Annotated in this window: 11 protein-coding genes and 1 riboswitch; of the genes, 9 read left to right on the top strand and 2 right to left on the bottom strand. The window is 64.6% G+C overall.

The window, feature by feature from the left end; all coding sequences use genetic code 11:
• Positions 1-377: 377 nt before the first annotated feature.
• The gene (locus L6D77_RS25560; RefSeq protein WP_236170196.1) at positions 378-1,031 is read right to left on the bottom strand and encodes a LexA family protein; all 654 of its coding nucleotides are present in this window, start codon (positions 1,029-1,031) and stop codon (positions 378-380) included.
• Positions 1,032-1,160: 129 nt separating this feature from the next.
• Between L6D77_RS25560 and L6D77_RS25555 the strand changes: the two genes are divergently transcribed.
• From L6D77_RS25555 to L6D77_RS25540, 4 genes are all read left to right on the top strand, one after another.
• Positions 1,161-1,475 carry a DUF6124 family protein gene (locus L6D77_RS25555; protein ID WP_232885023.1) on the top strand — a complete coding sequence of 105 codons (315 nt, stop codon included), beginning with the start codon at positions 1,161-1,163 and terminating at the stop codon, positions 1,473-1,475.
• 205 nt (positions 1,476-1,680) lie between these two features.
• Positions 1,681-2,187, top strand: a complete 507-nt coding sequence (locus tag L6D77_RS25550; RefSeq protein ID WP_110993183.1) for a sigma-70 family RNA polymerase sigma factor — start codon at positions 1,681-1,683, stop codon at positions 2,185-2,187.
• The gene (locus tag L6D77_RS25545; protein ID WP_232885024.1) at positions 2,184-3,161 is read left to right on the top strand and encodes a FecR family protein; all 978 of its coding nucleotides are present in this window, start codon (positions 2,184-2,186) and stop codon (positions 3,159-3,161) included. The genes L6D77_RS25550 and L6D77_RS25545 overlap by 4 nt, the downstream gene beginning before the upstream one ends.
• Positions 3,162-3,254: 93 nt before the next feature.
• Positions 3,255-5,687 carry a TonB-dependent siderophore receptor gene (locus tag L6D77_RS25540; protein ID WP_232885025.1) on the top strand — a complete coding sequence of 811 codons (2,433 nt, stop codon included), beginning with the start codon at positions 3,255-3,257 and terminating at the stop codon, positions 5,685-5,687.
• Positions 5,688-5,693: 6 nt separating this feature from the next.
• On the opposite strand, the gene thpR is transcribed toward L6D77_RS25540, so the two are convergent.
• Positions 5,694-6,239, bottom strand: a complete 546-nt coding sequence (gene thpR, locus L6D77_RS25535; protein WP_232885026.1) for an RNA 2',3'-cyclic phosphodiesterase — start codon at positions 6,237-6,239, stop codon at positions 5,694-5,696.
• A gap of 205 nt (positions 6,240-6,444) precedes the next feature.
• Between thpR and lpxO the strand changes: the two genes are divergently transcribed.
• The 5 genes from lpxO (at position 6,445) to L6D77_RS25510 (ending at position 12,147) form a co-directional block, all read left to right on the top strand.
• On the top strand, positions 6,445-7,344 hold the full coding sequence (lpxO, locus tag L6D77_RS25530; protein WP_232885027.1) for a lipid A hydroxylase LpxO: 900 nt from the start codon (positions 6,445-6,447) through the stop codon (positions 7,342-7,344).
• 98 nt (positions 7,345-7,442) lie between these two features.
• Positions 7,443-7,787: a carboxymuconolactone decarboxylase family protein gene (locus tag L6D77_RS25525; protein WP_232885028.1), complete on the top strand. Its 345-nt coding sequence runs from the start codon at positions 7,443-7,445 to the stop codon at positions 7,785-7,787.
• Between the two features lie 79 nt (positions 7,788-7,866).
• A complete protein-coding gene (locus tag L6D77_RS25520; RefSeq protein WP_232885029.1) occupies positions 7,867-8,436 on the top strand; it encodes a GNAT family N-acetyltransferase in 570 nt (189 codons plus the stop codon).
• Between the two features lie 170 nt (positions 8,437-8,606).
• Positions 8,607-8,812: riboswitch (cobalamin riboswitch) on the top strand.
• Between the two features lie 110 nt (positions 8,813-8,922).
• Positions 8,923-11,040: a TonB-dependent receptor gene (locus L6D77_RS25515; protein WP_232885030.1), complete on the top strand. Its 2,118-nt coding sequence runs from the start codon at positions 8,923-8,925 to the stop codon at positions 11,038-11,040.
• Positions 11,041-11,220: 180 nt separating this feature from the next.
• Positions 11,221-12,147, top strand: a complete 927-nt coding sequence (locus L6D77_RS25510; RefSeq protein WP_232885031.1) for a hypothetical protein — start codon at positions 11,221-11,223, stop codon at positions 12,145-12,147.

The raw sequence follows: 12,147 nt of genomic DNA, 5'->3' as shown, positions 1-12,147 counted from the left end.
TCCCAGATCGATGGCGACGATGGCGACAGTGTTCATGGCGTTACACTCCGATAGGCACCCTGTGAAAGCTTAGAGGGCTGACACAGAGCGGGGCGGGGGTAGCCATTTCATTATTTGTTTCGGGCCAGTTACTTCTGGCTCATCTCCACTGTTCGCCTTGTTGGCATGACGCGGTGTCTCGGTGGGCATTGCCGGCCCCTCACAAGGCTTGAGACATGCGCCAAGGCGTGCAGCGGTACCTTCACAGGAATAATTGGCCCGAAACAAATGTGGGAGCTGGCTTGCCAGCGATGCGCCGCGCGGGCGGCGCTCGATCTCGAGAGCGCTGCAAGGCTATCGCCCTGCACCTCTGCGCCCAACGCGGCACCTGCGAAGATCTACAACACCCCGTGCATCCGCACCACGACGCCAAGGAACTCGCAGCCTTCCTCGCACAGCACCGTCGGATACAACGTATTGAGCGGCCTGAGCATCTGCTGGCCGCCCTCCTCGATCAATTCCCGCAACACGGCCGGCTTGCCGGGCTGGCGCGCCACCACCAGCCTGCCCGGTGCCACCTCGATCCCGGCATCCAGCAGCACCAGCACGCCCTGCGGCACGCTCCTGCCACGGGTGGCATTCATCGAATCGTTCTCGACAGGCAGCCAGAAAGCGTTGCCCGCCGGCATATAGTCGGTCAGCTCGTGGGTATTGCTCGTTTCGGGTAATGGCCCTTGCAAATCGCCCCAGCTCAACACCGGAAAACGGAAACTGGCATGGCGCAAAGCATTGGCCGGGAGCGGTCGGTCCACCGCATACACCCCGCTGCTCTCCCGTGCCATATAGCGCTCGACCACCATGACCCGCGCCTCCAGATAGGTCAGGCCGAGCAGTTCCAGCTTTTCGTTGACGGTCTCCAGGGTCGGCCTGCGCGTGCCGCGCAACCAATGGCCAACGCCGCCTTGGGTCATGCCCAGGCGCTCGGCCAATTGGTGTTGTTTAAGGTTGTGCTCGCGCTTGTAGCGCGACAGAAATTCGATCCAGTTTTCCATGGCTGTGAACGATACGGACTGGATGAACGGCTTCAATACACATCTGGAATTATCTTAACACTCATAAATAATACATACTGACCTATTATCAACGCTCATTGTCCTGGAACGGATTTCATAGGTGCAGTCATGAGCAATACGAAAAAAGAAGAAACAGATCTCGACGAAGAGGCCGCCCGCCGCGCCCTCGACTTCTACCTCAACCCCACCCCCACCCCAGCGGAGCTGCAACGCCCGCTGTGGACCCTGCGCGAGGGTGTCACCGGCGAGCAGGCCAACGAGCACGCGATGGCCCTGTTGCGCTGCGCGGCGGCTACCGCCCAGGAAACCGGCGCCCATCTGCAGGGCACAACGCGGGATGTGGTGTTCGCCCTGATGCACATGATCAACATGGCCAGAGCCCTGCTGGAACAGCGCCAATCCACGCAACACGGGGGCGTGTAAAGGGGAGCATGGGAACTGGCAGCTTTCGGGCCAGCCTGTGGGGTATCTGGCATCGACAATAGGCTTTTAGCGCCCGGAATAGAGAGGGTGCCATATCGGCCATCCATTCATACCCAGGGGGCGGCAGTCCGCCGCCCCATTGCGGGGAACCGAACGACCCGGCTACTATTGAGAACGATTTTCACTAACACTCGGAAACCGGTCGTTGGACAGCACTTCAACCCGCAAGCTGGGCTTCTTCTTCAGCGACCACCATCGCTGGCTGCTGCAACACATCAACAAGCGCCTGCGCAACCGTGCCGATGCCGAGGACACTGCCGCCGAAGCGTTCTGCCAGATGCTCGGCGCGCGGGTCGACCCCGACAGTATCCAGCAGCCCCGCGCCTACCTGTCGACCATCGCCCGCCGGCTGATCTTCGACCGCCACCGCCGCCGCCAACTCGAACAGGCCTACCTGGACCGCCTGGCCCTGTTGCCGGAGCCAGTGGCCCCTTCGGCCGAGGAACAACTGCTGCTGCTCGAAGCGCTGGTCACCATCGACCAGGTGCTCGATGGCCTGCCGGATATCGTCAAGGCGGCGTTCCTCTATAGCCAGCTCGATGGCCTGAGCTACGTCGACATCGCCGCCAAGCTGAACCTGTCCGAGCGCACCGTCAGCCGCTACATGAAGCAGGCGCTGCGCCAATGCTACCTGTGCGAGCTGCAGCCATGAGCCGCCAGGTGCTCGACAGCATCAGCGAACAGGCCATCGACTGGATGGTGGAGCTCAACGCAGGCCACCACGACGCCACCCTGCCCGCGCGCCTTCAGCATTGGCTGGGCCAGGACCCTCGGCACCAACAAGCGTGGGACTTGCTGCAACAGCGCCTGGGCCGCCCCTGCGCAGTACTGCGCGGCCTCGATGCGCGCACGCCCGGGCAGGCTCAAGCCACCCGCCAACTGCTGTTGCAACCCACCCGCAGCCGCCGCGAAGTGCTGCGCGGCCTGGCTGGCCTTGGGCTGTTGGGCGGCGGGCTGTGGGCCGGCTGGCGCAGCGACGCCGCGCTGGGCTGGCGGGCCGACCTGCACACCGCCAGCGGTCAACGGCGCAACTTTACCCTCGCCGATGGCAGCCGCCTGAGCCTCAACAGCCACAGCGCCGTCGACCTGCTGTTCGATGCCGGCCAACGCCTGCTGGTACTGCGGCGCGGCGAACTGTTGATCCAGGTCGCGGCGGACCCGCATCGCCCACTGCGGGTGCGGACCGCGCAAGGCCAGGTGCAGGCCCTGGGCACGCGCTTTCTGGTCAGCCAGGAAGAGGACGCAACCCGCGTGGTGGTGCTGCAGCACAGTGTGCGCACCAGCCTCGTCGATGGCCGCCAGCTGGATTTGCAGGAAGGTCAGGCTGCACTGCTGCGCTACAGCGGTATCGAACCGCTGGCGCAAGAGCAACGCCAGCGCGCCGCCTGGCTGCAAGGCCGCCTGGAGGTGCTCGACGAACCGCTGCACCAGGTGATCGATGCCCTGCGCGATTACCTGCCTGGCTACATTCGCCTGGCCCCCGGCGTGCGCGACCTGCGGGTGCAAGGCGTATTCCCCCTTGACCAGCCCCGCAAGGCTCTGCAGGCACTGGGCGAAACCCTGCCGATCCGCATCGAGCACTACGGCCCGTGGCTGACCTTGATCGGCCCGGCGCACGCCAGTTGAATTATTTTTTGAAAATCATTCGCAACGGTGTCCGGTTTTCAATTCTCGTTGCACCTAACTCCTGACAGCCAACTTCAAACTCGGGAGAACACCGTGCACAACCTATGGCCCCGCACCCTGCCCCTCGTCATCGCCCTGAGCAGCCTCAGCGGCCTTGCCCAGGCGCAGACCCAGTCGTTCAACCTGCCGGCGGCAGACCTTGCCACCACGCTCAACCGCATTGCCAGCCAGAGCGGGCACATCATCGCCCTGGAGCCTGGCCTGGTGCGCGGCAAGCAGGCCCCGGCCGTGGTCGGCCAGATGAGCGCCGAGCAAGCCATGCAGGCCGCCCTGGCCGGTAGCGGCCTGCAGCTGCGGGTGACTGCCAGCGGCCACTTCAGCGTGGCGCCAGCCAGCCTGGGTAGCAATGTGATGGAGCTGGGCAGCACCAGCATCAGCGACAACTACCTGGACGCCACCAGCGAAGGCAGCGGCAGCTACGCCGCACGCGCCGTCACCCTGGGCAAGGGCGTGCATACCCTGAAAGAAATCCCACAGTCGGTGACGGTGATCACCCGCAAGCAGCTGGACGACCAAGGCATCACCGACCTCAAGGACGCCCTCAACCACACCACCGGCATCGTTGGCGCCCAAGGCATCGGCCCAGGCGTGGTGGTGACCTCGCGCGGCTTCCAGATCGACGACTGGCAGTACGACGGCGTGCCGATCCAGCGCAACAACTACTCCCTGGGCAACTGGGCCACCCAGGACCTGGTGTTCTTCGACCGTGTCGAGGTGCTGCGCGGCGCCTCCGGCCTGTTGCAAGGCACCGGCAGCCCGGGCGGTGCGATCAACCTGGTGCGCAAGCGCGGCCAGGCCGCGCCGACAGTCACCCTCACCGGCAAGGCCGGTAGCTGGGACCATTACGGCCTGCAACTGGATGCCGGCGGCCCGCTGACCGCCGACGGCAAAGTGCGTGGCCGGATGGTCGCCGACGAAGACCAGAGCGACAGTTTCATCGACTACGCCTGGAGCAAATCCCATTCGCTGTATGGCGCGCTGGACATCGACCTGAACGACGACACCACTGTGGGTGCCGGCATCAGCTACAACCGCCAGCAATCGCGGCCCATGCTGCGCGGCATCCCGCGCTACGCCGACGGCAAGGCCATCGACCTGCCACGTTCGACCTTCACCGGGGCCCGTTGGAGCCGCGCCGAAACCGACGTCACCACCTACTACCTGGACCTCGAGCACCGCTTCAACGAAGACTGGGCGTTCAAGGCCGCCGCCGTGCGCATGGACGAGGTCAACACCTCCACCCACCAGCGCGTGCAGTCCACCGGCCAGGGCGTGGCGGCAGACGGCAGCGGCATCACCTACGCCGACTGGATCACCGATTTTCACAACACCAAGCTGGGCCTGGACATGAACCTGGTGGGGCATTTCGACACCGGCCCCCTGGCCCACGAAGTCACCGTGGGCGGCAACTACGCCAAACTGACATCGGACGACGCCTACTGGCGCAACTTCGACGCCGGCGGCAACATCTTCGACATCGACCATGATCGCCCGGAACCCAGCCGCGGCAGCCTGCTTGCAGAGAGCGTCGCGCGCGCCAACAAGGCCAGCTATGACGTAAGGCAAAAAGGCCTGTATGGCGCATGGCGCGTGAAACCCACCGAGGACCTGACCCTGATTCTCGGCTCGCGGGTCAGCTGGTTCGACTACTCCTGGGACTCGATCGACTACAACAGCCCCACCGACCCGGGCACCCGCTACCCCACCAGCCGCATGACCGAGTCGGGCCAGGTGACGCCGTACGCCGGCTTCGTCTACGACCTGACCCGCGAGTGGGCCTGGTACGCCAGCTACACCGACGTGTTCGTGCCGCAGACCGAGCGCGCCGTCGGCAATACGCCGCTCAAACCAGTGATTGGCAGCAACTACGAAACGGGTCTGAAGGGCGAGCTGATGGATGGCCGGGTCAACGCCTCGCTGGCGCTGTTCCGCTACGACCAGGAGAACCGCGCCGTCACCGACGTGGCCTCAGGCTTTGCCTGTGATGACTGGTACTGCTCCACCGCCGCCGGCAAGGTGCGCAGCCAGGGCGTCGAAGCCGAGATCAGCGGCGAGGTGCTCAGCGGTCTGCAACTGTTCGCCGGCTACACCTACAACACCACCAAGTTCCTCGACGACCCGGACGAAGAAGGCCGCGTGTTCAGCCAGTGGACACCCAAGCACATGCTGCGCGCCTGGGCCGAGTACACCCTGCCGGTGGACGACCAGCGCTGGAGCACCGGGCTGGGCTTCACCAGCCAGAGCCATACCCTGGGCTACGAGCGCACCTACAAGGTGGCCGGCTACACGGTGTGGAACGCGCGCCTGGCCTACCAGTTGACCCCGGAAGTGAACCTGGCGGTGAACGCCTACAACCTGTTCGACAAGAAATACTGGGTGGCCGGTTTCAACCAGCTCAACGGCAGCAACAACTACGGCGAGCCGCGCAACCTGATGTTCACGGTCAAGTACACGCCGCAGTTCTAAGCGGCATCAGTCCGCCAGGGGCCATTCAGCCAGCGGCCAGTACTGGCCCTTGCGCGACTCGTACAAGGTGAAGCCGCGCGCCGCGAGGAAGAACTCCGGCGCCTGCGCCGCCTCCGGCAGCGGCCCGCGAAAGTCCCGCGACAGCGTCAGGTGCGGCCGGTACTCGCGCACCTGCGCCTCGATGCCCAGTGGCAGCACCGCCTGCTGCAGGGCGTAGACCAATTGGCGCAGGGCCACAGGCGCCTGTTCGGGCTCCAGCACCAAGGCACTGGCCCGCGGCCACACCTGCAAGCGGTCGAGCACCAGCCGCAGCGGCGCATCCGGGCGCTGCAAGGGCTCGACGGCGGCGCACACCGCCGGCACCAGGGCCGCATCCACATCCCCCAGGAACAGCAAGGTCACATGGAAGTTGTCTGCCGGCACCGGCTTGCCGCTGCGCAGGTTCAGGCTGCGGCGCCACTGGGCAATGGCGCGGCGTTGGCCATCACTGACCGACAGGGCGAAGAACAAGCGCTTGAACGGTGCGCCGCTGGGGCGTGCTTCCTGGACCATGGGGCGTTCCTTGTCAGACGATTGGAGTATTCCAAAGCACAACATACAGGGAAAAAACCAGTTGAATCGTTTGAGCAATCTGTAGGCCATTACACCTAAGTCGTGCGGAATTTACGTAACAATAAGTACAAACCCTGACGATGTTTGTTTATGCTGGCCAGCTTATGCCATGGCGCATGGCCATTTTTTAGACAAGTAACCGTCCATGAAAATTGCACTCGTACTGATCTTCGTCCTCTCGATCGCCTATGTTCACCTGCGCGGTCGGGTGCGTCACAAACTGACCCGCCAGCTGGGCGACCACTCCAGCTTCCTCGCCCCGGTCAACAGTTTCCTCTACCTGTTCTCCAGGCTCCCGGCCAAGCCCTACCTGCCGGTCGAGGCGTTCCCCGAGCTGCAGCCGCTCAAGGACCACTGGCAGGAGATCCGTGCCGAAGCCCAGCAGTTGCTGCATGCTGGCGAGATCAAGAAGTCCGAGAACTACGACGACGTCGGTTTCAACTCGTTCTTCAAGACCGGCTGGAAGCGCTTCTACCTGAAGTGGTACGGCGAAAGCCACCCTTCGGCGATGAGCCTGTGCCCACGCACCACCGAGCTGCTGCAGGGCATCGGCACGGTCAAGGCGGCGATGTTCGCCACCCTGCCGCCGGGTGCCAAGCTGGTGCGCCACCGCGACCCGTACGCCGGTTCCTACCGCTACCACCTGGGCCTGGACACGCCCAACGACGACGGCTGCTACATCGATGTCGACGGCGAGAAATACGCGTGGCGCGACGGCGAAGCGGTGATGTTCGACGAGACCTACATCCACTACGCCGCCAACACCACCGAGCACAACCGCATCATCCTGTTCTGCGACGTCGAACGCCCGCTCAAGTACCGCTGGGCGAGCGCCTTCAACCGCTGGTTCAGCCGCAACGTCATGGCCGCCGCCGCCGCGCCCAACGATGCCAATGACAAGACCGGTGGCATCAACCGCCTGTTCACCCGCATCTACAAGATCCGTGAACGCGGCAAGGCGCTGAAAAAACGCAACCGCATGCGCTACTACCTGGAAAAGTGGGCAGTGGTCGCCGCCTTGGTGCTGGTGTTCATCTACATCTGAGGCCAATGGCTGTTCGCCGGCCTGCCGGCGGACAGCTCAGTCCTCCCATATTCGACTAGCCTGAAAGCTCCTCCGACCAACCTGACAAGGTGAAGACGATGAGCATGATGGACTGGGACGCCTACCGTAAGCAGTTGATGGCCGGCATCGGCGATCTCAAGCAACTGTCTCCCGACACCGTGGCCGGCTACATGACCGCCAGCGGCGCCGGGGCCAAGACCAACCACCTCGACGCCAAGACCCGCGAGCTGATCTCCCTGGCCGTGGCGGTGACCACCCGCTGTGACGGCTGTATCGCCGTGCATTCGCAACAGGCGGTCAAGCACGGCGCCACCCGCGAAGAGATCGCCGAAGCCCTCGGCGTGGCGGTGGCGATGAATGCCGGCGCCGCACTGGTGTACTCGGCCCGGGCGCTGGATGCGCTCGGCAAAGCCGGCAACTAGCCCCTACGCGGCGCCAGCGCCCTTGCGCGCCGGCGCCGCGACACCCAGACTTGGCGGCCCAGCCCGCGCAGGAGCCGCCATGATCCACATCCGCCCCATGACCCCGGAAGACTTCCCGCGCTTCTGGCCAACCTTCCAGGCCATCGTCCAGGCCCGCCAGACCTACGCCTTCGACCCCGCCCTGAGTTACGAGCAGGCCCTTACGCTGTGGCTTGAAGCACCGCTGCGCACCCTGGTGGCCGAAGCGGACGGCGAACTGCTCGGCAGCTACTACCTCAAGGCCAATGCCGCCGGCCCCGGCGCTCACGTTGGCAACTGCGGCTATATGGTCTGCGAAAACGCCCGTGGCCGCGGCGTGGCGCGGCTGATGTGCGAGCACTCGCAGAAGCTGGCACGCCAGGAAGGCTTCCTGGCCCTGCAGTTCAACTCGGTGGTGGCGACCAACGAGGTGGCCGTGGCGCTGTGGCACAAGCTCGGTTTCGAGACGGTCGGGCGCCTGCCTCGGGCCTACCGTCACGCCCAGCTGGGGCTGGTGGACTGCCTGGTGATGTACAAGTGGCTGGCCGACGAGCCCGTGGTGGAAAAGCCACCCCTGCTGATCGGCCGCAAGAATATCGAAGCACGGGTGTCGCGCCGACGCGGCCGCTGAAACACCTGTCAGGCCCTCATCGCCGGCAAGCCGGCTCCCACAGGCTAATACGCTATTACTGTGGGAGCCGGCTTGCCGGCGATGAGGCCCGCGAAACCACCGCATAACCCCTTGACCTACCTGACATTTCCCTTCTCGCAAAAGCTTGACTGACGCCCCCCACGATGGTCAGATGCGCGCCAGTTTCAGGTGTCCTGCGCCGCCGTGCGCAGGGTGAAACGGGAAGCCGGTGCGTCGCCCCATGCGACAAGTCCGGCGCTGCCCCCGCAACGGTAAGCGAGCGAACCCTTCGACACACCACTGTGCGCCAGCATGGGAAGGTGAAGGCTTCACGACCCTCGCAAGCCCGGAGACCGGCCTGAGGCTCCACTTGGCAACCCGCGGTGGGCGGGCGCAGGCCGGTTTCCGCGTGCGCGCCTGCGTGCGCGGGTCGCCTTTTGCGTGTTTTCCACCGGGATCCATTCCTTCCCGCAGCAGTGGAACGACATGTCCCGTATCAGCAAGCGTTACTCCCTGGCGGCCTGCCTGGCCGTCGCCCTGCCGGCCCAGGCCGAGCAGCAGAGCACCCTCACCCTGCCCTCCACGGCCATCACCGACAGCCGCGATGGGCAAACCCTCGACCTGGCCACCCCGACCCAGGCCGGTTCACGCCTGAACCTCAGCGCCCTGGACACCCCCGCCAGCACCAGCAGCCTGGGCGAGGCGCAGATCCAGCAGCGCAACAACCTCACCGTGCAGGACGCCGTGACCCGCTCGCCGGGCATCACCTTCATCGGCACCCCCGGCGATGGCGGCACCGGCCTGTCGGCGCGCGGCTTCACCGGGCAAAACTCGGTGATGACCCTGTTCGACGGCGCGCGCCTGTACACCGGTGCCGGCACCCAGACCTTCCCGGTCGACCCATGGATGGTCGAGCGCATCGACGTCATCCGCGGCCCGGCCTCGGTGCTGTACGGCGAAGGCGCCACCGGCGCGGTGGTCAACGTGATCCCGAAAAAGCCCATTGCCGGCGAGATCCAAAATCACCTGCGCCTGGGCTACGGCTCCTGGGACCGCCAGCAACTGGGCCTGGACAGCGGCGGCAGCCTGAGCGAGCGCCTGAGCTACCGCGTCACCCTCAATCAGCAGGCCGGCAACGGCTACATCGACCGCACCGACTCGCGCAGCCTGGCCCTGAGCGCCGCGCTGCGCTTCGATGCCAGCGACGACCTCAGCTTCACCTTCGCCCACGAGCGTGGCGATGCGCAGCCAGCCAACTACTACGGCACGCCGCTGATCGACGGCCATCTGCGCAGCAGCCTGGCCAAGAAGAACTACAACGTCAGCAACGACGTGCAGCGCTACCATGACGAGTGGACACGCTTCACCACCGACTGGGCCATCAACGACAGCGTCTCGGCCAGCAACCAGCTCTACTACATCAAGAGCCGCCGCCACTGGCGCAACGCCGAGCAATATGCCTGGGACGCTGACAATGGCGTGGTGCAGCGCGGCAGTTTCCTCGAGATCAAGCACAACCAGGAGCAGATCGGCGACCGCCAGAGCTTCACCTTCGATCACTCGCTGTTCGGCCTGGCCAGCAAGACCGTGGTCGGTGCCGAGTACAACCGCATCCGCTTCAACATCGACAGCAACTCGCCCTACGACGACGGCAGCACAGACCCGCTCGACCCTTGGCAGCCCGCGCCCGGTGCCTTCCACAGCGCCAGCCCGACCCGGCCGCAGTCGCTGTCGAAAACCAGCACCTTCGCCCTGTTCGCCGAAAACCGCACCCAGCTCACCGAGCGCCTCTCGCTGGTCACAGGTATCCGCCGCGACCAGAACCACATCGACCGCAGCAACCTGCTCGACGGCAGCCGCGGCGACCGTAGCCTGCAGGGTGGCAACTGGCGCGCCGGGCTGGTGTTCGCCGTCACCGACGACCTGTCGCTGTACGGCCAGTACTCCACCAGCGAGGACGGCGTCGGCGACCTGATCACCCTGCGCCCCGAGCAGCGCCTGGACCTGACCGAAGCCAAGCAGACCGAACTGGGCCTCAAGCAGCGCTTCTGGGAAGGCCGCGGCGAATGGACCCTGGCGGCCTACCACATCGTCAAGAAGAAACTCTTGGTCAGCGACCCGGTCACCCATACCAGACAGCAGGCCGGCCAACAGACCGCCGATGGCCTGGAGGCAAGCCTGGAACTGGCGCTGGGCAACCAGTGGCAGCTGTCGGCCAATGCGGCGCTGGTGAGGGCGGAGTACGACAAGTTCGACGAAGTGAGCGGCGGCATCGCCTACGACCGCTCGGGCAACCGCCCCACCGATGTGCCACGGCGCACCGCCAACCTGTGGCTGAGCAAAGGCTTCGGCCAGGCGGTCGATGCCGGCATCGGCCTGCGCTACGTCGACCAGCGCTACGCCACCACCGCCAACGACCAGCAGGTGCCGGGCTACACGGTGGTCGATGGCAACATCGGCTGGCAGGTACTGCCGGACGTGCGCCTGGGGCTGCAGGTGAACAACCTGTTCGACCGTGAATATGCGATGTCGGCCTACAGTGGCGAGCAGTGGCTGCTGGGCGCGCCGCGCTCGTACTTTGCCACGGTGGATTACCGCTTCTGATGCAGTGGCCGGGCGCCTGCGAGCAGGCGCCCGGCCACTTGCTACTCGACGACACGGCACGTAGAAACCTGGCCTACACGTCTACCCTGCGGCTTACCGGCACTTTGCTATTGCCCTCACCTCCTCGATGGTGTCGTATAGGCACACATGAAAACGGCGCAATGCCAGGGAGTGAGCAGGTTGAGCAACAGCAACGACAACACGCCGTGGGAGGATGCCGTCATCCTGGCATTCCGCGATATGCAGTGGATGAGAAGACAGCGCGCCAACTATGGCGCGTTTGTCACCGCGCACAAAAAGCAGCAATCCGAACAGCAGCCATCCGTTGAGGTTGAGGAACGTCTGCGCGACTTCCTGACCCAAACCTGCACCCCTCCGCCATTGCTCGCGAAACTCGACGGGCACGCGGAAACCGCCAGTGGCGATACCTTGACGAGCATCAACAAGCGCTTCTTCCTGCTGGAGTTCAAGGCCAGCAAGGGGAAACTGAAGACTGAAAAAATCAAGTTCATGCACGAGTTGATGACAAACGTCGATCCCGATAAGGACGTGATCTTCGTCACCCTGTCACGACGCGGGCATTTTGTCGTATACCCCGAGTTCTCCAAAGGCCAACCCCGTGCACAGCAAGGCTTACTGCCTGTTCATGAGGCCAGCCTCGAGACCCAACCCTATCTCGATGCCCTGCGTGGCAACCAGTGGCTAAGCGCCAAAACAACACCCAGGCATATCGCGCCTGCGCCAGCTGAAACGGTGCTGTGGGATGTTGCTCAGGGTCTTAGTTTGGAGGAAATGGCCGCCTATCTCGAAGCGCTGTGCGAGGCACATTCCGATGAAGGCTCAAGCCATCCGATGAAGGCCATCATCGCAACGCCGGACGGCTTGATCTGGCCGATTGCCGACTTGTCACAACTCACGCAGCTGGCGCCATTTTTCCACGCCCGCCCCAACTCGAACATGTCGACTCAACTCCAACGCAAGGAGATGCACGAAACCGCAACGCGGTTCAAGACACGTACCGTAGGGCCAGTAAGCAATGCGCACGTGCAGCCCAGCGAGGAGGATCAAGCGACCAGGCCCGAACGTGGGTCAAGCCCAGCGCCGTAG

The sequence above is a fragment of the Pseudomonas parasichuanensis genome (genome assembly GCF_021601385.1).
In the GTDB taxonomy this organism is placed as follows: Bacteria; Pseudomonadota; Gammaproteobacteria; order Pseudomonadales; family Pseudomonadaceae; genus Aquipseudomonas; species Aquipseudomonas parasichuanensis.
This window is presented reverse-complemented; position numbering and strand designations above follow the sequence as displayed.

What these genes read in the sequence shown, in the direction of transcription:
- L6D77_RS25525 (WP_232885028.1), top strand. Translation starts at nt 7,443, where the DNA reads ATGAGCATGATGGACTGGGACGCCTACCGTAAGCAGTTGATGGCCGGC.
- L6D77_RS25555 (WP_232885023.1), top strand. Translation starts at nt 1,161, where the DNA reads ATGAGCAATACGAAAAAAGAAGAAACAGATCTCGACGAAGAGGCCGCC.
- lpxO (WP_232885027.1), top strand. Translation starts at nt 6,445, where the DNA reads ATGAAAATTGCACTCGTACTGATCTTCGTCCTCTCGATCGCCTATGTT.
- thpR (WP_232885026.1), bottom strand. Translation starts at nt 6,239, where the DNA reads ATGGTCCAGGAAGCACGCCCCAGCGGCGCACCGTTCAAGCGCTTGTTC.
- L6D77_RS25545 (WP_232885024.1), top strand. Translation starts at nt 2,184, where the DNA reads ATGAGCCGCCAGGTGCTCGACAGCATCAGCGAACAGGCCATCGACTGG.
- L6D77_RS25515 (WP_232885030.1), top strand. Translation starts at nt 8,923, where the DNA reads ATGTCCCGTATCAGCAAGCGTTACTCCCTGGCGGCCTGCCTGGCCGTC.
- L6D77_RS25560 (WP_236170196.1), bottom strand. Translation starts at nt 1,031, where the DNA reads ATGGAAAACTGGATCGAATTTCTGTCGCGCTACAAGCGCGAGCACAAC.
- L6D77_RS25520 (WP_232885029.1), top strand. Translation starts at nt 7,867, where the DNA reads ATGATCCACATCCGCCCCATGACCCCGGAAGACTTCCCGCGCTTCTGG.